Genomic DNA, 19,468 nt, shown 5'->3' on the forward strand with positions numbered 1-19,468 from the left:
CGCGATGGCTCTCGATCTGCGCGAGGCGACCGGCGGGGAGCGGGATCCGGCCACCGCCGGTGGCTACGCCGAGCCCCCGGAACGGGTCGGCTTCTTCACCGACACCAGCGTCTGCATCGGCTGCAAGGCGTGTGAGGTGGCCTGCAAGGAATGGAACGCGGTTCCGGAGGACGGGCTGCTCTTCACCGGCATGTCGTACGACAACACCGGCAGTCTCGGTGCCGACAGTTGGCGGCACGTCGCCTTCATCGAACAGCCGCGCCGGCTGGGTCGTCAGGAGACTCATCTGGCCCCCACCGAGCTGCCGCCCGACCTGCTCCGGTCGGCCGGTGGACGGACCGCGGTCTCCCTCGGCCTGCCCGCCTCGGCGCCGCCCGACGGCCACGTCGCCGCCGCGGCTGACATGGACTTCCGCTGGTTGATGTCCTCCGACGTGTGCAAGCACTGCACCCACGCGGCCTGCCTGGACGTCTGCCCCACGGGCGCGTTGTTCCGCACCGAGTTCGGCACCGTGGTGGTGCAGGAGGACGTCTGCAACGGCTGCGGCTACTGCGTACCGGCATGCCCGTACGGGGTGATCGACAAGCGCCCGTCGAACGGGCTGGTCTCGAAGTGCACCCTCTGCTATGACCGGCTCTCGGTCGGCCAGGAGCCCGCCTGCGCCAAGAGCTGCCCCACCGACTCGATTCAGTTCGGTGAGCTCGCCGAGCTTCGCGAGCGGGCCGCCGGCCGGGTACGGGACCTGCACGACGCCGGCGTGACCAGCGCCCGGCTCTACGGCGCCGATCCGCAGGACGGGGTCGGCGGTGCCGGCGCGTTCTTCCTGCTGCTCGACGAGCCCGAGGTCTACGGCCTGCCGCCGGACCCGGTCGTCACCACCCGGGACCTGCCCGCGATGTGGCGCCGGGCCGGGCTGGCCGCCGTGGGTCTGCTGGTCGCCCTCGCCGCCGTCACGATCCCGGGAGCCCGGCGATGAGCGGGCGAACCGGCCGGCTCGGTAAGGAGCCGTCATGAGCCACACCGACGTCCGACTCGACACCTCGGTCGAGCTTCCGGTGGAGCGGGACGCCCTGATCGGCTCGGCCGGGCGGCCGGAGCGCCGGCAGCGCGGCGAGCGGCTGATGGTGTCGAAGGCCGAGTTCCGTTCGTACTACGGCCAGCCGGTGCTGAAGTCGCCGCCCTGGCAGGCCCCCGACATCGCCGGCTACCTGTTCCTCGGTGGGCTGGCCGGGGCCTCCTCGACGCTCGCCGCCGCGGCCGAACTCACCGGTCGGCCTCGGCTGGCCCGGGGGCTGAAGGCCGGTGCCGCCGTCGCGATCGCCGGGTCGCTCTACTCGCTGGTGCACGACCTGGGCCGTCCCGAACGTTTTCTCCACATGCTCCGGGTGGTCAAGGTGACCTCCCCGATGAGCATCGGTTCCTGGCTGCTCGCCGGGTACGGCCCGCTCGCGATGCTCGCCGCCGGCAGCGCGGTCACCGGGCGGCTGCCCCGGCTCGGCCGGCTCGGTACCCTCGGCGCCGGCGTCGCCGGTCCGGCCGTCGCCGCGTACACGGCGGCGTTGATCTCCGACACCGCCGTGCCGGTGTGGCACGAGGCGCACGCGGAGCTGCCGATCGTCTTCGTGGGCTCGGCCGCCGCCTCGGCCGGGGCGCTCGGGCTGCTCGTCGCGCCGGACCGGGAGGCCGGCCCGGCCCGGCGTGCCGCGCTGCTCGGTGCCGTCACCGAACTGGCGACGGCACACCGGATGGAACGGCGGCTCGGCATGGTGGGCGAGCCGCTGCGCCGGGGCCTCGGCGGTGCGCTGCTGCGGGCCAGCCACGTGCTGATGGCGGGCGGCGCCCTGGCGCTGTCCCTGCCCGTCCGGAACCGGGTGCTGACGAGGGCGGGCGCGGTGGCGATGATCGCCGGGTCCATCTGCCTCCGGTTCGGGATCTTCCATGCCGGGGTGGCATCGGCCCGGGACCCGAAGTACACCGTGACGCCGCAGCGGGAGCGGCTGGAAGCCCGTGCCGAAAGCCGGAGGCGCCGACCATGAGGGCCGTGGCGAGATACCTGCCGTTCGCCGGGATCGTGCTCGGCACCTGTGCGGCGGCCGTCCTCGCCGCACGGCGCGAGGTTCCGGACGGTCGCCGGTCCCGCCGCCGAGCGGGCCGGCGACGGGTGTGACGTTCCGCTGTACCCGGTCGGGATAGCACCGCACCGGTCAGCCGCGGGTGGGTGGATCTCCGGTTTCCGGGAGGTCGGTCCCGGCCATCGCGAACAGGACGGTCCGGACGGCCTGGTGGAGGTCCGCGCGGCTCTGCTCGCTGCCCGGTGGTGGTGCGGTGAGCGAGCCGGCGCCGACGAGGCGGTCGAAGAGCAGCCCGTCGACGCAGGCGACGAGGTGGTTGCCGCGCTGCTCCGGGTTCACCGCACCCGCCCGGGCGAGCAGCGCGCGGGCCTGGGTCCGGGACGCGGTCCCGTACGACAGGATGTCGCGCAGTTCGGGGTGGTGGGTGGCCTCGAGCAGGCAGGCGTACCTGGCCAGCGTCCGGGTGCGGCCGCTGGTCAGCCACTGGTCGAGGAGGCCGGCGATCCGACCGGCGAGCAGGTCGAGGTCCCGGGGCCCGAGTGGTTCCGTGGGCGGTCCGGTGGCTTCGACGTCGGCCCGGTCGACGTCGGCCCGGTCGACGTCGGCCCGGTCGACGTCGGCCCGGTCGAGGTCGGCGAGTCGGCGTACGACCGCCTCGATCAGCGCCTTCCGGGTCCGGAAGTACGCCGACGTGGAGCCGAGCGGCAGTTCGGCGCGGGCGTCGACCGCGCGGTGGGTCAGTCCCCGCATGCCCAACTCCGCCACGAGTTCGATCGCCGCGTCGGTGATGACGGCGAACCGGTTCCTCCGGACAGCCACCCGCGCTCCTTCACTCGGTTTTTCTACGGCTGTAGTATGTCTTTCTACAGATGTAGAAGGACGCGGCACAGCGGATTCGTGAGGTGGACGATGACGAACAACCGGACGGCCGTGGTCGTGGGCGCCGGCATCGGCGGGCTCTGCGCCGGACTGGCGCTGTCCCGACGGGGTTGGCAGGTCACCATCCTGGAGCGGGCACCGGCGTTCGGCGCGGTGGGCGCCGGGCTCACGCTGATGTCCAACGCCCTGGCCGGGCTCGACGCGCTCGGGGTGGGCGACCAGGTCCGGGCCGGCGGTCAGGTCGAGGCACCCGGCGGCAGCCGTACCGCCGACGGTCGCTGGCTGTTCCGGATCGAGGCCACCGAGCTGACCGACCAGCTCGGCACGGAGTCGCTGGGCATCCACCGGGCGACGTTGCACGCCATTCTCCGGGCCGCGCTGCCGGCCGGCACGACACTGGTCACCGGGGCGGAGGTGGTCGAGGTGGTCGCCGGACCGCCGGCCGAGGTCAGCTACCGGCACGACGGCACCCGGATCACGGTCGGCGCCGACCTGGTGGTGGGCGCGGACGGGATCCGCAGCACCGTACGGGCCCGGTTGTGGCCGGACGCTCCCCCACCGGTGTACGCCGGGTCGACCACCTGGCGCGGGGTCACCGACGGCCCCTGGGGCGGCGAGCTGTACGTCGCGATCAGCTGGGGGCCGGGCGCGGAGTTCGGCATGGTTCCGCTCGGCGACGGCCGGATCTACTGGTTCGGCGCGGTCAACGCCCCGGCCGGCGGTCGCGACCCGGACGAGCTGCGCGCCGTCCGGGACCGGTTCGGGTCGTGGCACGCGCCGATCCCGGACCTGCTGGCCGCCACCGGCGCCGACACGGTGCTCCGGAACGACATCTACCACCTCGGCACCCCGCTGCCGAACTACTCGCGCGGCGCGGTCGCGCTGCTCGGCGACGCCGCCCACGCGATGACACCCAATCTGGGTCAGGGCGCCGCACAGGCGATCGAGGACGCGGTGGTGCTCGGCGCGGCGGTGGGCGACGGTGCCGGTGCCGGTGCCGGTGCCGGCGACGTGACCGCCGCACTGATCCGCTACGACCGCCAGCGTCGTCCCCGCAGCCAGCACGTGGCCCGCGCCTCGTACCGGATCGGCCGGTTCGGACAGCAGCTCCGGAACCCACTGGCGGTCACGCTCCGTAACGCCTTGCTCCGACTCACCCCGCCCCGCACCGCGCTTCGCTCGATGGCCCGGTACGCCGACTGGCAACCGCCCCGGCCCGACGGAGTCTGAACTCCGGGTGGCACTCGAATCGATTCCGAAGGATCCCCGGATCCGACGCGAGATGAATCGGCCATTCACCTACATTCATCCACCACGTTGCCGCGATCAGTGCCCGAACGGCCCGAATAGCCGCATAATGCAACACAGCACCACTCGGCATCAGGCCCATAGTGGCTTAAAAGGAGCGAGAGGCACAAACGTGAAGCTCACCTTTGTTCGCAAGACGGCGCAGTCCCAGGTCAACAACTGCCCGTCGTTGTACCGCACCGACCGAGGCACCTTCGTCGTGCAGGGCTGGCGGATCTCCGACCCCGAGGCGCTCGCCCAGCTCGACATTCCGGCACACGAGACGGCCGTGGAGGTCCCGGCCGACGTGCTCGCGGAGATCGCGAAAACACTGTAGGTAACCATTCGACGGCCCGACAGGGAACTGGACGGCCACGCGACGACAAGGCCCTGTAGAACAACGGCCGATCGGCTCACCGGGTACGCACGCCAGGCCCTGCTGCGCCACCCGAAGTGGTGGGCCGATCGACCTCAGGAAGTGGATTCATCCGCCAGGCCCGGCCGGCAGCTCACGGAGATCGGCCAGGGTCACCGGCGTACGGGTCAGCAGCAGCCGCTCCAGCGCGGCGACGCTGCCCACCTCACCCAGTACGTCCAGCCCACCCACCTCCCGGCGATAGCGGTACGCCAGCCGGTAGAGGTATCCCCCGCCGATCCGCTCGATGCTCACCTGCCACCGTCCGCAGCAGGCGCAGACCCAGTCACGCATCCGGCGAACATAGCTCTGACCTGGGAAAACACCGACCCGATCGGAGCAGTGAAGATGCTGCCGGGACGGTTGTGGCGGTTGTGGCGGACGAGGAGCACCACGGGCGGGCGACGATCTGGTTGACTTGGCCGGTGGACCTGCCGATCAACCCGCCCGTCGAGCCGATGCTGGCCCGGAGCGTGCCGAAGATTCCCACGGCCGAGGGGATGACCTACGAACCGAAGTGGGACGGCTTCCGGTGCATCGTCTTCCGGGACGGCGACGAGGTCGAGCTGGCCAGCCGGGGTGGCAAGACGCTGACCCGCTACTTTCCCGAGGTCGTGGCCCAGGCCCGGCAGCAACTGCCGACGCGCTGCGCGGTCGACGGCGAGCTGATCGTGATCCGCCGGGACGGTCCGGACGGTGGCCCCCGGCTGGACTTCGAGTTGCTGAGCCAGCGCATCCATCCGGCCGCCTCCCGGGTCGCCATGCTGGCCGAGACCACCCCGGCCGACCTCGTCGCCTTCGACCTGCTCGCGATCGGCGACGAGGTACTGCTGGACCAGCCGTACGCCCGGCGTCGGGCACGGCTCGTCGAGGCGCTGAGCGGAGCCGTCCCTCCGGTGCACGTCACCCAGACGACCGACGACCCGGAAACGGCGCGCCGCTGGTTCGAGATCTTCGAGGGGGCCGGGCTGGACGGGCTGGTCGCCAAGCCGGCCGACATCCCGTACGAGCCCGGGAAACGGCTCATGTTCAAGGTCAAGCACACCCGTACGGCGGACGTCGTGGTCGCCGGATTCCGCTGGCACAAGTCCGGCCCGGTGGTCGGCTCGCTGCTGCTCGGGCTCTACGACGACGCGGGCACCCTGCACCACGTCGGTGTGTCGGCGTCGTTCACCGCCGCGCGCCGGGCCGAACTCCTCGACGAACTGGCGCCGTACCGGGGCGAGATGGCCGACCATCCGTGGATCCACGGCGACCACACCAGTGGACAGCGGATTCCGGGCGGACCGAGCCGGTGGTCCGGCACCAAGAGCCTGGAGTGGGAGCCGCTGCGGCCCGAACTCGTGGTCGAGGTCGGCTACGACGCGATGGAGGGCGACCGGTTCCGGCACACCGCGCAGTTCGTCCGCTGGCGGCCCGACCGCGAGCCGCGCTCCTGCGGGTACGACCAGCTCGACCGCCCCATCCGGTTCGACGTCGACCAGGTACTCCGGGGCGATCCGGCGGCCACCGCCTGACCTGCACCCGACGCCGGCTCCCGTCGTCCGGCACCCCCACGCCGTCGTGCCCGACCGCGTAGCCTGGCGATCGAGAAGATCACGGAGGATTCTCTTGGCCCGCACGCACCTTCGCCGACTGCCCCTGGTCGGTTTCGTCGCCGTCGTCCTGCTCGCCGCCGGGTGCACCCTTCCGGTGTTCGACCGGGAAGGCGAGGGCGAACGGAACAGCCCGACGGCATCGAGCGGCGCCGGCCCGACCTGGAAGCCGTGTCCGGAGGTGCCGCGCAAACTCGTCGGGCGGGGTGCGGCCGGCATGCGGTACGACTGCGCCACCATCTCCGTACCCGGGGACTGGAACGCGGGCGGCGCGGCCGGTGCGGGCGGCGACAAGGTCGAGATCGCCCTGCTGCGGATCCGGTCCAGCAAGCAGCGGGACCGGATCGGCTCACTGCTGGTCAACCCGGGCGGGCCGGGCGGCTCGGGTGTGGACTCGGCGGTCTACCTGTCGTTCGGTTCGGCCTTCGGCGGGCTGCCCGACGACGTCACCCGGCGGTTCGACATCGTCGGCTTCGATCCGCGCGGCGTCTCCCGGTCCTCCCCGGTCAAGTGCGTGCCGGACGCCGACCTGGACGCCACCTTCGGCTTCGAACCCGACCCGGAGAGCCAGGCCGAGTTCGACGAACTGGTGGCGCTCAACCGCAAGATCGGCGCAGGCTGCGGCGAGAAGTACGGCGATCGGCTGCGCCTGTTCGCCACCGAGCAGGCAGCGCGGGACATGGACGCGATCCGGACCGCCGTCGGCGACGAGAAGCTGAGCTATCTCGGATACTCCTACGGAACGCTGCTCGGGGCGACGTACGCGCAACTCTTTCCACGCAACGTCCGGGCCCTCGTGCTCGACGGGGCGGTCGATCCGAAGCAGGACATGGTGGCCGGCTCGGAGAGCCAGGCCAAGGGCTTCGAGCGGGCCTTCACCAACTTCGCCAACTGGTGCAGGCGCACGCCCGGCCGCTGCCCGATCGCACCGGACGCCCGCACGGCGGTGACCGAGGCGATCGAGAAGGCCCGGGTCTCGCCGGTACGCGACTCGAAGGGCCGCGAGGCGACCGCGGGATGGATCTTCTACGCGGTGATCTCCTCGCTCTACACCGAGGCAGGCTGGGAGAAACTGGCCGCCGCCATCGACACCCTCGCCGACGGCAACCCGAAGGGGACCTTCGAACTGGCCGACGCGTACGCCGAACGGGATGCCAACGGCGGCTACACCAACCTCTTCGACGCCAACCTCGCGGTCAACTGCGCCGACGAGGACACCAAGGTCGGCGTCGACCGGATCCGCAGCCTCCAGTCGGACTGGCGCCGGAAGTACCCGCTGTTCGGCGCCCCGCTCGCGACCGGGATGCTGAGCTGTGAGTTCTGGCCGGCGCAGCGTGACCCGTACCCGACCGGGCCGGCGACCGGCGCGCCGCCGATCGTGGTCGTCGGCACCACCGGCGACCCGGCCACCCCGTACGAGCAGACGCCCAAGCTGGCCGAGATGCTCGATGTCGGGGTGGTGCTGACCTGGCAGGGCGAGGGGCACACCGCCTACCCCCAGACGAAGTGCATCACCAATGCCGTCGACGCCTACCTGATCGATCTCCAGGCGCCACGCGAGGACACGAGTTGCCCGGCCCGGTGAGCGGCCCCGGACGGATCGATCCTCGTACTTTGGACTGATCCGGCGGGACGTACTTTGGGCCGATCCAGCGACGAACGGGCGCTCCTACCCTGGTTTCCAGGCACGGACCAGCACGTTCCCGCGGATGACGGAGACACCGATGAAGGCGATCTTCCAGGACCGGTACGGCCCATCTGACCTCTTGGAACTGCGGGACGTCGATCAGCCGGTGGCGGCCGACAACGAGGTGCTGGTCCGGGTACACGCCGCCGCCGTCAACGCGCGTGACTGGCACATCATGCGCGGCGACCCGTACCTGGCACGGCTGGCGTTCCGCCCGGTGTTCGGCTTCGGCGGGCCGAAGAGAAAGATCCGGGGCAGCGACTTCGCCGGCCGGGTGGAAGCGGTCGGCAGTCGGGTGACCCGGTTCCGGCCCGGCGACGAGGTGTACGGCGACGTCGGTGACGCCGACGGCGCGTTCGCCGAGTACGTCTGCGCCGCGGACAGCCTGGTGGAGCACAAGCCGGCCAACCTGACCTTCGCGCAGGCGGCCGCGATCCCGCTGGCCGGAAGCACCGCGCTGATGGGCCTGCGCAAGGCGGGGGTACAGGCCGGACAGCGGGTCCTGATCAATGGCGCGTCGGGTGGCGTGGGAACGTTCGCCGTCCAGATCGCCAGGTCGTTCGGCGCGAAAGTGACAGGCGTGTGCAGCACCAGGAACGTGGATCTGGTCCGGTCGATCGGCGCGGAGCACGTCATCGACTACACCCGGGAGGACTTCACCCGCGGCAGCCAGCGGTACGACGTCGTGTTCGATCTGGTGGCGAACCGTTCGTTGGGCGAGTACCGGCGGGTGCTGACCCCCACCGGCACGCTCATCCTCTCCGGTGGCGGCGTCTCCGGCAGCCGTCCCCGACTGTTCGGGCCGATGGGGCTCACTCTCAGTGGGATGGCGCGGTCACGCTTCCTCCGCCACCGGGTACTCACCCTCACCGACGGGCCTCGGGGCAGCGAACTCCTGGCGGCACTCCGGGAACTCGTCGAGTCCGAGGCGGTCGTCCCGGTCATCGACCAGACGTACCCGCTGGTCGAGGCACCGGCGGCGATCCGGTACCTCGAGGTGGAGCACGCCCGCGCGAAGGTCGTCATCACGGTGTGACGCCAGCGTCCGCCGGTCGACCACCGGGCCGGGGCCCCGCAGTCGACCGGACCCGATGTGTCACGCTTTCGCAATGGCAGACCTGGTCCTCCGGACGGCGCTCCGGGCCGACGTACCGGCGATCGTGGCGATGTTGCACGACGACGAGGTCAGCGCCGCGCGGTATCCGGGACATCCGGTGAGCGAGGAGATCGACGCCGCCTACTGGGCCGGATTCGACGCTGTCGACGCCGATCCGCGCAACGAACTGGTGGTCGCCGAGCGCGGCGGTGAACTGGTCGGCACGATGCAGCTCACCTTCATCCCGTCGATGAGCCGACGCGGCGCCGAACGGCTCCAGATCGAGGCGGTACGGGTCCGGTCCGACCTGCGTGGCGCCGGGATCGGCCGGGCGATGATGACCTGGGCCGTGGACCAGGCCCGGGAGCGCGGCTGCGGACTGGTCCAGCTGACCACCGACAAACAGCGTACGGACGCGCACCGCTTCTACGTCTCGCTCGGCTTCCAGCCCAGCCACGAGGGCATGAAACTGTCGCTCTGACGCCTGGATGATGTGCCGTTGAGCGATATGACTCGGCGGCATAATTATGACTTGGTGGCATATCACTCAACCGGTATGTGCCCTGCCGACGGAGTCGACCCAGCGCGTCGACGCCCTCGGCCGGTCAGGCCTTGCGGTCCCGGTCCTTGGACGGCTGGACCCGTTTCGGTTCGCCGGGCATTTTCGGATGGTCGGGCGGGTAGGGCAGGTCGCCGGAGCCGTCGTGGTCGTCGCGGTCGGCCCATTCGAGCAGCGGCGTGATGTCCCAGGGTGTGTCGTCGATGCCGGCGTGCGGATCGCCGATCTTCGCCACCCGCTCCGGCACGGTACGCAGGTCGAAGTCGTCCGGCTCCACGTCCGGAAGTTCGTCCCAGGTGACCGGTGTCGAGACGGTGGCCCGGGCGTTGGCTCGCAGCGAGTAGGCGCAGGCGATGGTCCGGTCCCGGGCCATCTGGTTGTAGTCGACGAAGACCTTCTCGCCGCGCTGTTCCTTCCACCACGAGGTGGTGACCAGCTCCGGGCGGCGGCGTTCGATCTCCCGGGCGAAGGCGATCACGGCTCGACGCACCTCGGTGAAGGTCCAGCGGGGCTCGATCCGCAGGTAGATGTGCACTCCCCGGCCGCCGGAGGTCTTCGGGTAGCCGACCGCGCCCAACTCGTCGAGCAGCGCCCGCACCTCGCCGGCCGCCTCGACCGCGTCGCCGAAGTCGGTGCCCGGCTGCGGGTCGAGGTCGATCCGCAGCTCGTCCGGGCGGTCCACGTCGGTGCCCCGGACCGGCCAGGGGTGGAACACCACCGTCCCCATCTGGGCGGCCCAGGCGACGTGGGCCAGATCGGCAGGGCAGAGTTCGTCGGCGCTCCGGCCGCTCGGAAACTGGATCTTCGCGGTCTGGATCCACGGCGGTACGCCCCGGGCCGGCACCCGCTTCTGGTAGAACATCTCCCCCTCGATGCCCTCGGGGAAGCGCTGCAACGCCGTCGGCCGGTTGCCGAGGGCCCGCATGATCCCATCGCCGACCGAGAGGTAGTAGTCGAACATGTCCTTTTTGGTGAACCCTCGACGCGGAAAGTAGACCCGGTCCGGACTGCTCAGCCGTACCGTGTGCCCGGCCACCTCGACCTCGACGGGCTTCGCCTTCGCGCTGCCACCCATCCCGCGACCCTATGCCACCGGTCCGACATCGGCGGCCGATGGGGATCAGTCGGGCGGGTTGCCGTACAGATGCGCCTCCCAGAGCTGGCCGATCAACACCAGCTTCTGTTCGAACCGGGGATCCCGGTCCAGCGGTCCGCCGTCGTACGGCGCCCGGAGCCGCAGCGTGCTGCCGTCGACGAGATAGACCGCGACGAGGGTACGGGCGCCACGGCGCTCCGCCCGGACGGCGATCGCGCTGTGCCAGGACACGAAGGCGCGCGGGCCGAACGAACGGCTGCGGATCCCCGTCTCGTCGAGCCGGGTCAGGACCCGGAACCGGGTGGCGGTCCCGCACAGCGCACCGAGCGGCAGCGGCACGAGTACGGCGATCCAGACCAGTTCCGACAGCTCACGCTCGCCGGGTACGGAGGTGACGATCACGAGCACGGCGGCACTGCCCAGTCCGCCCCAGCGGAGCCCTCGGACCAGCGCCTGCCGCCAGGTCAGCCGGAATTCGGCCAGCACCGGATCCTGGTGCCGCCTCCGACTGTTCCCGCCCGGCCTGGTGGCCGCCCGCATGTCCTGTCAACGACCGGATGTCCCGACCGGTGATTACCCGGTGCCCGTCGGGTCGAAGATCTCCGCCGTACCGTAGGGGTATGGCTGTCGACGACAACAGTGCCCGGACCGACGGGCAGAGCGGGCTTCCGACCAGCGAGGAAGAGTGGCGGGTACGGCTGAGCCCGGAGGAGTTCCGGGTGCTGCGCAAGGCCGGCACGGAACGCCCCTGGACCGGGGAGTACGTGGAGACCACGACTCCCGGCACCTACCACTGCCGGGCCTGCGGCGTGGAACTCTTCGCCAGTGACACGAAGTTCGACTCGCACTGCGGCTGGCCGAGCTTCGACAAGGCGCTGCCCGGCGCGATCCGTTACGTGGAGGACCACTCGCTCGGGATGGTCCGGGTCGAGGTCCGGTGTGCCAACTGTGACTCCCACCTCGGGCACCGCTTCGACGGTGAGGGGTACACCTCGACGAACGCCCGGTACTGCATCAACTCGGTCTCCATGCGCCTCGACCCGCTGGGCACGTAGGATCTGGGGCAGATGTCCTAAACGGGGGGTTTGTCATGGCGACCTGCGAGGTCTGCGGAAACGACTACTGGCTGGCGTTCGAGGTCCGGACCATGAGCGGCGACGTGCACACGTTCGACTCGTTCGAGTGTGCGGCCCACAAGCTCGCCCCGGTCTGTGAACACTGCGGGGTCCGGATCATCGGACACGGCGTCGAGGTGTCCGGCCGGTTCTTCTGCTGTGCGCACTGCGCGCGGGCGGTCGAAGGCGAGCGCGGGGCGGAGATCCGGGACGCCGTGGGAGCCCGACCGGCCTGACCGTCCGCGGCCGCCCGACAGGGCGGTCAGCGGCGGCCCGCGGCGCGGGCGCACTAACATCGCGGGATGCATCAGCCGCAGACGCACCCGCCGCAGGCGCATTCCACGCAACAGGCCGAGTTCCGGGTCGCGTCCTTCGCCGACCTCAACGCCCGGACCCTGCACGACCTGCTGAAGCTCCGGGTCGACGTCTTCGTCGTGGAGCAGGAGTGCGCCTACCCCGAACTCGACGGGCGCGACGTCGAGCCGGGCGCCCGGCACCTGTGGCTGTCCCGGAACGGGCTGCCGATCGCGTACCTCCGGCTGCTCTCCGACCCCGACGGCGTGGAGCGGATCGGCCGGGTCGCCGTGGCCCGGTCCGACCGGGGCGGCGGGCACGCCGGGCGACTGATGGCCGAGGCGCTGACCGTGGTCGGACACCGGACGTGCGTACTGGAGGCCCAGTCGTACCTGGTCGACTTCTACGCCCGCTACGGCTTCACCCCCAGCGGTCCGGAGTACGTCGAGGACGGCATCCCGCACGTCCCGATGCGGCGCGACCCGGGACACTGATCGCGACCCGGGACACTGACCGCGTTCCGGCGACGGTGGTGACTACGGAAGCGCGTTGACCAGCTCGCCGATGTCGCGACGGCGGCCAGTGTAGAACGGCAGCTCCTCGCGGACGTGCCGGCGGGCCCGGGAGGCCCGCAGGTCCCGCATCAGGTCGACGATCCGGTGCAACTCGTCGGCCTCGAAGGCGAGCATCCACTCGTAGTCGCCGAGCGCGAACGAGGCCACCGTGTTCGCCCGGACGTCCGGATAGCCGCGCGCCATCCTGCCGTGCTCGGCCAGCATCTCCCGGCGTTCGGCATCCGGCAGCAGGTACCACTCGTACGAGCGGACGAACGGGTAGACGCAGATGTAGGCGCGAGCGGGCTCGCCGGCCAGGAACGCCGGAACGTGGCTCTTGTTGAACTCCGCCGGCCGGTGCAGTGCCATCTGCGACCAGACCGGGACGAGGTTCCGGCCGAGGACGGTACGCCGCAGTCGCCCGTACGCGTCCTGGAGCGCGTCACTCGACGCCGAGTGCCACCAGATCATCAGGTCGGCGTCGGCGCGCAGCCCGGAGACGTCGTAGCTGCCCCGCACCTCCACGTCCTTGCCGGCGAGCTCGGAGAACAGCGACTCCACCTCGGCGGCGACGCCGTCGCGCGCCTCCGGCAGCGGGCCGGCGGCCCGGAACACCGACCACATCGTGTACCGGATGCTCTCGTTCAGCTTCCGCAGCCGCGCCGCGTTGCTCTGCTCCGAACCGTCGCTCTGCTCCGCGCTCATGCCCTCGACACTCCCAACACCTTGATGATCTCCTCCGCCGCGGTCTCCCCGGACCGTACACAGATCGGGATGCCCACCCCGTCGTAGCCGGCACCGGCCAGCGCAAGGTGGGGATGCGCGGTCCGCAGGGCCGTCCGGGCCGCGGCCACCCGGTCCAGGTGACCGGGGGCGTACTGCGGCAGGGCCCCGCCCCAGCGTTGCACGTGGCTGGCGACCGGTTCGGGCAGCCCGGGCCCGAGCAGCGCGGCCAACTCCCGGTGTACGGCCGAGACCAGCTCGTCGTCGGCGCGTTGCAGGAGGTGCTCCTCGCCGTACCGGCCGACCGAGGCGCGCAGCAGCACGGTGCCGTCCGGCCGTCGCAGGTGCGCCCACTTGCTGGTGAAGAAGGTGGCCGCCTTGATCAGAGTGCCCTCGGTCGCCGGCACCAGGAAGCCGGACAGCTCCGCCGGCACCAGCGCGTCGGATCCGGTCGGCCCGCCGGCGTGGGAGGTCGCGGTGGAGAGCGCGCCCTCGGGCAGCGCCAGGCTGACCAGCGCCATGCTGGCGTAGTCCAGCCGGCCGACCAACGCGCCGACCGCGACGTCGACGCCGGCCAGCAGCCGGGCGGCCGGGCGGGCCGGCAGGGCCAGCACCACCGCGTCGACCTCGACCAGCTCCGGTTCGCGGGTCGGGCCGATGACCAGCCGCCAGCCGGTCGGGATGGGCACGAGTTCACGTACCGCCGCGTTCAACCTGATCTGGGCGCGGCTGGTCGCGGCGGCGGCGGCCACCAGCCGGCTCACCCCGCCGCGTACGGTCGCGAAGACCGGTGCGCCGGCCGGGCGTGGTGCGGCGGCCAGGGCCGCCCGTACGGCCCCGGTGAGGGTCGACTCGGTCCGTGCCGCGTGGGCCAGTCCGGGCATCGTCGCGGCCAGGGACAGTTCGTCGGCCCGGCCGGCGTAGACCCCGCCGAGCATCGGGTCGACCAGCCGGTCGACCACCTCGTCGCCGAGCCGGCGCCGGACCAGCTCGCCGACCGTCGGATCCTCGGCCGGCGCGAGCAACGGGCCGCCGCCGTCGCGGTCCCGCTCCGCCGCCGGCCGGGCCACCGCCGCCACCGAGTCCAGGTCTCCGGGTACCCCGACCAAGGTGCCGGCGGGCATCGGTCGCAGCTCGTCACCGATCGCCAGTGCCGCCCGCCCGGTCGCGGGATTCACCAGCTCGTCGGCCAGCCCGACCCGGCGGGCCAGCGCGACCGCGGCGGAGTCCCCGCCGTCCGGGTCACGGACCAGGAACGCCTCGGCGCCGAACTCGACAGTCGAACCGGCCAGCGAACCGGTGCGGAGCTTGCCGCCGAGGTCGCCGGACTGCTCGTACACGGTGATCGTGGTGTCCGGGGGAAGCCGGTCGCGCAGCCGTACGGCGGCGGCCAGCCCGGCGATTCCGCCACCGACCACGGCGATCCGCAGGCCACCGCCGGATGTCGTGCCGTTCACGCCGTCACCTCGCTCACGCGGCCCGCCTTCCCGGTCAGCTCGCGGACGCCTCGTGGACCAGGGCGACGACCCGGGTCAACACCTCCGGGTCGGTCTCCGGCAGCACTCCGTGCCCGAGGTTGAAGATGTGTCCGGGCGTGTTGGCGCCCTCGGCGAGCACCCGCCGCACCTCGGCCTCGATCACCGGCCAGGGCGCGAACAGGAGCGCCGGGTCGAGATTGCCCTGTATCGCCTTGTCCGGCCCGATCCGCACGGTCGCCGCGTCCAGCGAGGTACGCCAGTCCACTCCGACGACGTCCGCCCCGGCCTCGGACATCGCGCCGAGCAGTTCGGCGGTGCCGACCCCGAAGTGGATGCGTGGCACGCCGGCGCCGGCCAGCCCGCCCAGCACCGCCGCCGAGTGCGGCAGCACGAACCGACGGTAGTCGGCCTCGGAGAGCGCTCCGGCCCACGAGTCGAAGAGCTGGACCGCCGAGACACCGGCGGCGATCTGCACCCGGAGGAAGGTCAGGGTGATCTCGGCCAGCCGGCCGAGCAGCGCGTGCCAGATGTCGGGAGCGCCGTGCATCAGCGCCTTGGTTCGCAGGTGGTTGCGCGACGGCCCGCCCTCGACGAGGTAGCTGGCCAGGGTGAACGGCGCACCGGCGAACCCGATCAGCGGGGTGTTCCCGAGTTCGCCGACGAGCAGCCGGACCGCCTCGTCCACATAGGACACATCGGCGGGGTCGATCGGGCGGATCCGCTCGACGTCGGCGAGGGTGCGGACCGGCTCGGCCACCACCGGGCCGGTGCCGGGCACGATGTCCAGGTCCACCCCGGCGGCGGCCACCGGTACGACGATGTCGCTGAACAGGATCGCCGCGTCGACGTGGTGCCGGCGTACCGGCTGGAGGGTGATCTCGCGGACCAGTTCGGGCCGGCGACAGGAGTCCAGCATGCCGATGCCGGCCCGGACCTCCCGGTACTCCGGCAGCGAGCGGCCCGCCTGCCGCATGAACCAGACCGGGGTGTGCGGTACCGGCTCGCGCCGGCAGGCCCGGACGAACGCTGAATCCGCCGGCCCGCCGGTGGTCGGTCTGTCGTCTCGGGCGGCGTTGCCCGCAGTCGTGGTGCTCATCGGCGCAATCGTGCCACGCGGCCCGTTGCCGGCGACGCGCACCGCCGGGTTTTGTGGCGTACCCGGCCAACCCGGAGCTGACCACGGGCCGCCAGCCCCGGGCCCGTCGGCGCCCCCGGGCCCCACCTGCCCGGCGCGGCGGTCCACCACCTCGCACACGATCGGCTTAGGCTGCGGATATGGCGTCCCCGATCGTGCAACCCGAGACCTTCGCCCGCGCGGTGGCCGGGTTGCGCTCGGCGGAGCCGCGCGCGGAGATCCTGCTGGAAGAGGTCGGCGCCCCGCAGCGGCTGGCCCCGTACGCCTTCGCGCTGAGCGCTCTGGTGCGGCGCGGCGGCGAGGAGGTGGCGACCGGACGCCTGATCCTGCTGCACGATCCCGCCGGGCACGAGGCGTGGCAGGGCACCCTGCGCCTGGTCACCTACGTCACCGCCGAACTCGAGATCGACCTCGCCGCCGACCCGCTGCTGCCCGGCGTCGGCTGGACCTGGCTGACCGATGCGCTCCAGACCCGGGAGGCCGCGTACCGGGCGCTCGGCGGCACGGTGACACAGACCATGTCGACCCGGTTCGGTGACCTGTCCGGCCCGCCGGCCGCCGGTGACATCGAGATCCGCGCCTCCTGGACCCCGACGGACGACGACCTGCGGGCCCATCTGCTGGCCTGGTGCACCCTGCTCGCCTCCACCGCCGGCCTGCCGCCGCCCGGAGTCACCGCGCTGCCCCAGTCCCGCCCCGCCGGGGCCGCCTGATCCCAATCGTTCCAATCGCCCCAGCCGTCGCACCGGACCCGACTCGCCGGACCGGCTGCGTCGGAGGGATCGGGGCTAAGACTAGGGTTGTCAGGTGACCGACGAACCACCCCTGCGCCGTCGGGCCGCGCAACGCCGAGCAGGGGACGAGCCGCACAGCCTTCCGGCGCCCGCGCCGGAACCCGAGACCGTGGGGCCCGACCCAACGCCCGGCGGGCCCGTACCGCTTCTCGCCCCTCGTGACGGCACCCCGGCGCCGATCGAGACACCCGCCGGCCTGGCCGACCTGGTGTCCCGATTCGCCGAGGGCACCGGCCCGGTCGCCGTTGACGCCGAACGCGCCTCCGGCTATCGATACAGTCAACGCGCCTACCTGGTCCAGCTCCGGCGAGCCGGGGCGGGCACCGTGCTCATCGACCCGCTGCCCCTGGGCGATCTCCGTACCCTCGACGAGGCCATCGCCGACGCCGAGTGGGTACTCCATGCCGCCAGTCAGGACCTCGCCTGCCTGGCCGACCTCGGCCTACGCCCACGCCGACTCTTCGACACCGAACTGGCCGCCCGGCTGGCCGGTTTCGAGCGGGTCGGTCTGGCCGCGCTGACCGAAGCGCTACTCGGCTTCACCCTCGAGAAGCACCATTCCGCCGCCGACTGGTCCAGCCGGCCGCTGCCGGAGTCCTGGCTGACCTACGCCGCGCTGGACGTGGAGATGCTCACGGACCTGCGGGACGCGCTGGCGGTCGAGCTGGAACGCCAGGGCAAGGACAAGTGGGCGGCGGAGGAGTTCGCCGCGCTGGTGGCCTGGGGTGCCCAGCCGCTCCGGCAGCGTCCCGACCCGTGGCGTCGTACCTCCGGCATCCACCGGGTCCGGGGGGCGCGGGCCCAGGCCCGGGTCCGGTCGCTGTGGTACGCCCGGGACGAGATCGCCTCCCGTCGCGACTCCGCACCCGGCCGGGTACTGCCGGACGCGGCGATCATCGCTGCCGCCGAGATGGATCCGAAGGACGAGCGGACCCTGCTGATGCTGCCCGGCTTCGGCGGACGGTCGGTACGCCGGCTCGTCCGCACCTGGCTGGACGCGTTGGCCGACGCCCGGCAACTGCCGGACGACGCGTTGCCGGTGAGCCCGACGATCGACGGCCCGCCGCCGCCGCACCGCTGGGCGGAACGGGATCCGGTGGCGGCGGCCCGGCTGGCGAGGTGCCGTGAGGTGGTCACCCGGATCGCCGCCGCGCACACCCTGCCGCCGGAGAACCTGATCACACCCGACTCGGTACGCCGGATGGCCTGGATCCCGCCCGAGGAGATCAGCCCGGAGACGGTCGCCGAGACGCTGCGCGGTTACGGCGCCCGGAGCTGGCAGGTCGGCCTGATCTCCGAGGAACTCGCGGTGGCGCTGGTCGAACCGGCCTGACGTCCCTGGCATCGATGGTCACCCGGCCGGACCTCACCGGCCGGGTGACCCGGTACCGCCGACGGCGGGGGTTCCGGCCGAGGACGATCGGGAGGTGCCGGGCGTCAGCGCGCCGGAACCCGCTCCACCGGCACCTCCGCACGGGCACCGAGCACCTGGTCGCGGATCCGGGCCCAGGCCAGGGAGTGCCGGATCGCGTCCGCGACCGAGAACTCCGGCTTCCAGTCGAGGAGGCTGCGACACCGGGTGCTGCGGGTGAACGAGCCGGCTCCGTCGCCCGGCCGGGCCGGTGCCTCCCGGATCCGCAGCGGCCCCACCGCCTCGGCGAAGGCGGCGACGAGTTCCCGCACCGTGGTGCCGTCGCCGGTACCGAGGTTGACCACCTCCACGGACCGGTCGCCGCCGGCCGGAAGGATCTCGTCGAACCGGCGCAGCGCCTGGACGTGCGCCCGGGCCAGGTCCCAGACGTGTACGTAGTCACGGATTCCGGAGCCGTCCCGGGTGGGCCAGTCGGTGCCGGTGATCAGGAACTCCTCGTCGTCCTCCCAGGCACTGATCATCCGGCCCAGGGCATGGGTCGGCCGGGCCACCTGGAGTCCGGTACGCAGTTCGGGATCCGCGCCGATCGGGTTGAAGTAGCGCAGCGAGAGCACCCGCAGCGGGGTGGCCTCGGCGGTGTCGGCGAGCACCATCTCCATCAACGCCTTGGTCCGGGCGTACGGGCTGGTCGGCTCCAGCGGCGACGTCTCGTCGACGGAGAAGTCCTCACCGGTGCGGTAGATCGAGGCGGAGGAGCTGAAGACGTACCGGTGCGTCCCGTTGCGCAGTACGTGGTCGACGAAGTCCAGCGACTTGGCGACGTTCTCCCGGTAGTAGCGCAGCGGCTCGGCCACCGACTCCGGCACCACGATCAGCGCCGCCGCGTGCACCACGGCGCTGATCTCGGGATGCTCGGCGAAGATCCGGTCGACCAGCGGGCCGTCGGCGATGTCGCCCCGGTAGAAGGTCCGGCCCCGGGTGAACTCGACCCGCCCGGTGCAGAGGTTGTCCAGGATCACCGGCTCGATGCCGCCATCCAGGCAGGCCGACGCGATGGTGCTGCCGATGAAGCCCGCACCCCCAGCGACCAGCACCTTCATTTCCGCACCTCCGCCCGCGCCGACACATCCGGGCCACCGGCGTCGATGCCGCACGCCCGATCCAGCCGCTTTTCGCCATTGGTGGCCGTTTGACGGCTGATGGCGGGATTACGGTCATCCAGCCGGACCATATGTGCTCCGGACCACACGGGGGACTCGAACGACATTAGTTACCGGCTAGTAGCATCCGAGGTACATGCCCGTGCCGTCGACCGTC

The 19,468-nt window shown here is 71.9% G+C and carries 23 protein-coding genes; 14 read left to right on the forward strand and 9 right to left on the reverse strand.

Going from position 1 to position 19,468, the window contains the following annotated elements; all coding sequences use genetic code 11:
• Positions 1–4: 4 nt before the first annotated feature.
• The 3 genes from I0C86_RS05000 to I0C86_RS44340 are packed head-to-tail and all read left to right on the forward strand — an operon-like array spanning position 5 to position 2,167.
• Positions 5–976 (forward strand): 4Fe-4S dicluster domain-containing protein, encoded by a 972-nt coding sequence (locus I0C86_RS05000; protein WP_196200008.1) that lies wholly within the window; start codon positions 5–7, stop codon positions 974–976.
• Between the two features lie 34 nt (positions 977–1,010).
• Complete coding sequence (gene nrfD, locus I0C86_RS05005; RefSeq protein ID WP_196200009.1) at positions 1,011–2,036, forward strand: NrfD/PsrC family molybdoenzyme membrane anchor subunit; 1,026 nt, start codon at positions 1,011–1,013, stop codon at positions 2,034–2,036.
• Between the two features lie 5 nt (positions 2,037–2,041).
• Positions 2,042–2,167, forward strand: coding sequence for a hypothetical protein (locus tag I0C86_RS44340; RefSeq protein ID WP_255527612.1), 126 nt, complete (start codon positions 2,042–2,044; stop codon positions 2,165–2,167).
• 37 nt (positions 2,168–2,204) lie between these two features.
• Here the strand turns inward: I0C86_RS44340 and I0C86_RS05010 are convergent, their stop codons facing one another.
• On the reverse strand, positions 2,205–2,891 hold the full coding sequence (locus I0C86_RS05010; RefSeq protein ID WP_323373466.1) for a TetR/AcrR family transcriptional regulator: 687 nt from the start codon (positions 2,889–2,891) through the stop codon (positions 2,205–2,207).
• Between the two features lie 90 nt (positions 2,892–2,981).
• Between I0C86_RS05010 and I0C86_RS05015 the strand changes: the two genes are divergently transcribed.
• Both I0C86_RS05015 and I0C86_RS05020 read left to right on the forward strand, forming a co-directional pair.
• Positions 2,982–4,181, forward strand: coding sequence for an FAD-dependent monooxygenase (locus I0C86_RS05015; protein WP_196200010.1), 1,200 nt, complete (start codon positions 2,982–2,984; stop codon positions 4,179–4,181).
• A 190-nt stretch (positions 4,182–4,371) separates the two neighbouring features.
• Positions 4,372–4,575 (forward strand): hypothetical protein, encoded by a 204-nt coding sequence (locus I0C86_RS05020; RefSeq protein WP_192767836.1) that lies wholly within the window; start codon positions 4,372–4,374, stop codon positions 4,573–4,575.
• 147 nt (positions 4,576–4,722) lie between these two features.
• On the opposite strand, the gene I0C86_RS05025 is transcribed toward I0C86_RS05020, so the two are convergent.
• Positions 4,723–4,947: a hypothetical protein gene (locus tag I0C86_RS05025; protein WP_196200011.1), complete on the reverse strand. Its 225-nt coding sequence runs from the start codon at positions 4,945–4,947 to the stop codon at positions 4,723–4,725.
• A gap of 131 nt (positions 4,948–5,078) precedes the next feature.
• On the opposite strand from I0C86_RS05025, the gene I0C86_RS05030 reads away from it, so the two are divergent.
• The 4 genes from I0C86_RS05030 to I0C86_RS05045 all read left to right on the forward strand — a co-directional run bounded on the left by I0C86_RS05030 (position 5,079) and on the right by I0C86_RS05045 (position 9,512).
• On the forward strand, positions 5,079–6,170 hold the full coding sequence (locus I0C86_RS05030) for an ATP-dependent DNA ligase (protein WP_196200012.1): 1,092 nt from the start codon (positions 5,079–5,081) through the stop codon (positions 6,168–6,170).
• A gap of 94 nt (positions 6,171–6,264) precedes the next feature.
• Entirely contained in the window at positions 6,265–7,833 is a 1,569-nt protein-coding gene (locus I0C86_RS05035) for an alpha/beta hydrolase (protein ID WP_230393576.1), read from the forward strand.
• Between the two features lie 139 nt (positions 7,834–7,972).
• Positions 7,973–8,971: an NAD(P)-dependent alcohol dehydrogenase gene (locus I0C86_RS05040; protein WP_196200043.1), complete on the forward strand. Its 999-nt coding sequence runs from the start codon at positions 7,973–7,975 to the stop codon at positions 8,969–8,971.
• A 73-nt stretch (positions 8,972–9,044) separates the two neighbouring features.
• On the forward strand, positions 9,045–9,512 hold the full coding sequence (locus I0C86_RS05045; protein WP_196200013.1) for a GNAT family N-acetyltransferase: 468 nt from the start codon (positions 9,045–9,047) through the stop codon (positions 9,510–9,512).
• 124 nt (positions 9,513–9,636) lie between these two features.
• Here the strand turns inward: I0C86_RS05045 and ligD are convergent, their stop codons facing one another.
• Positions 9,637–10,665, reverse strand: coding sequence for a non-homologous end-joining DNA ligase (gene ligD / locus I0C86_RS05050; protein ID WP_196200014.1), 1,029 nt, complete (start codon positions 10,663–10,665; stop codon positions 9,637–9,639).
• Between the two features lie 45 nt (positions 10,666–10,710).
• Entirely contained in the window at positions 10,711–11,172 is a 462-nt protein-coding gene (locus I0C86_RS05055) for a hypothetical protein (RefSeq protein ID WP_196200015.1), read from the reverse strand.
• A gap of 134 nt (positions 11,173–11,306) precedes the next feature.
• Between I0C86_RS05055 and msrB the strand changes: the two genes are divergently transcribed.
• From msrB to I0C86_RS05070, 3 genes are all read left to right on the forward strand, one after another.
• Positions 11,307–11,741: a peptide-methionine (R)-S-oxide reductase MsrB gene (gene msrB, locus I0C86_RS05060; RefSeq protein WP_196200016.1), complete on the forward strand. Its 435-nt coding sequence runs from the start codon at positions 11,307–11,309 to the stop codon at positions 11,739–11,741.
• A 35-nt stretch (positions 11,742–11,776) separates the two neighbouring features.
• Positions 11,777–12,037: a Prokaryotic metallothionein gene (locus I0C86_RS05065; RefSeq protein WP_196200017.1), complete on the forward strand. Its 261-nt coding sequence runs from the start codon at positions 11,777–11,779 to the stop codon at positions 12,035–12,037.
• Positions 12,038–12,103: 66 nt separating this feature from the next.
• Complete coding sequence (locus I0C86_RS05070) at positions 12,104–12,589, forward strand: GNAT family N-acetyltransferase (RefSeq protein ID WP_196200018.1); 486 nt, start codon at positions 12,104–12,106, stop codon at positions 12,587–12,589.
• A 42-nt stretch (positions 12,590–12,631) separates the two neighbouring features.
• Here I0C86_RS05070 and hemQ read toward each other — a convergent pair whose 3' ends face one another.
• The 3 genes from hemQ to hemE are packed head-to-tail and all read right to left on the reverse strand — an operon-like array spanning position 12,632 to position 15,946.
• Positions 12,632–13,354, reverse strand: coding sequence for a hydrogen peroxide-dependent heme synthase (hemQ, locus tag I0C86_RS05075; protein WP_196200019.1), 723 nt, complete (start codon positions 13,352–13,354; stop codon positions 12,632–12,634).
• Positions 13,351–14,829: a protoporphyrinogen oxidase gene (gene hemG / locus I0C86_RS05080; protein WP_323373467.1), complete on the reverse strand. Its 1,479-nt coding sequence runs from the start codon at positions 14,827–14,829 to the stop codon at positions 13,351–13,353. Before hemG ends, hemQ begins: the two co-directional genes overlap by 4 nt.
• Before the next feature lie 34 nt (positions 14,830–14,863).
• The gene (hemE, locus tag I0C86_RS05085) at positions 14,864–15,946 is read right to left on the reverse strand and encodes a uroporphyrinogen decarboxylase (protein ID WP_196200020.1); all 1,083 of its coding nucleotides are present in this window, start codon (positions 15,944–15,946) and stop codon (positions 14,864–14,866) included.
• A gap of 179 nt (positions 15,947–16,125) precedes the next feature.
• Here hemE and I0C86_RS05090 point away from each other — a divergent pair, with 179 nt between their 5' ends.
• Together I0C86_RS05090 and I0C86_RS05095 are read left to right on the forward strand one after the other, a co-directional pair.
• Positions 16,126–16,698 carry a DUF3000 domain-containing protein gene (locus I0C86_RS05090; protein WP_196200021.1) on the forward strand — a complete coding sequence of 191 codons (573 nt, stop codon included), beginning with the start codon at positions 16,126–16,128 and terminating at the stop codon, positions 16,696–16,698.
• A 94-nt stretch (positions 16,699–16,792) separates the two neighbouring features.
• Entirely contained in the window at positions 16,793–18,112 is a 1,320-nt protein-coding gene (locus I0C86_RS05095) for a ribonuclease D (RefSeq protein WP_196200022.1), read from the forward strand.
• A 104-nt stretch (positions 18,113–18,216) separates the two neighbouring features.
• Here I0C86_RS05095 and galE read toward each other — a convergent pair whose 3' ends face one another.
• Both galE and I0C86_RS44345 read right to left on the reverse strand, forming a co-directional pair.
• Positions 18,217–19,251, reverse strand: a complete 1,035-nt coding sequence (gene galE, locus I0C86_RS05100) for a UDP-glucose 4-epimerase GalE (RefSeq protein ID WP_196200023.1) — start codon at positions 19,249–19,251, stop codon at positions 18,217–18,219.
• Positions 19,248–19,382 (reverse strand): hypothetical protein, encoded by a 135-nt coding sequence (locus I0C86_RS44345; protein WP_255527613.1) that lies wholly within the window; start codon positions 19,380–19,382, stop codon positions 19,248–19,250. The genes galE and I0C86_RS44345 overlap by 4 nt, the downstream gene beginning before the upstream one ends.
• Positions 19,383–19,468: the final 86 nt, after the last annotated feature.

The organism is Plantactinospora alkalitolerans, assembly GCF_015690345.1.
Lineage (GTDB): Bacteria > Actinomycetota > Actinomycetes > Mycobacteriales > Micromonosporaceae > Plantactinospora > Plantactinospora alkalitolerans.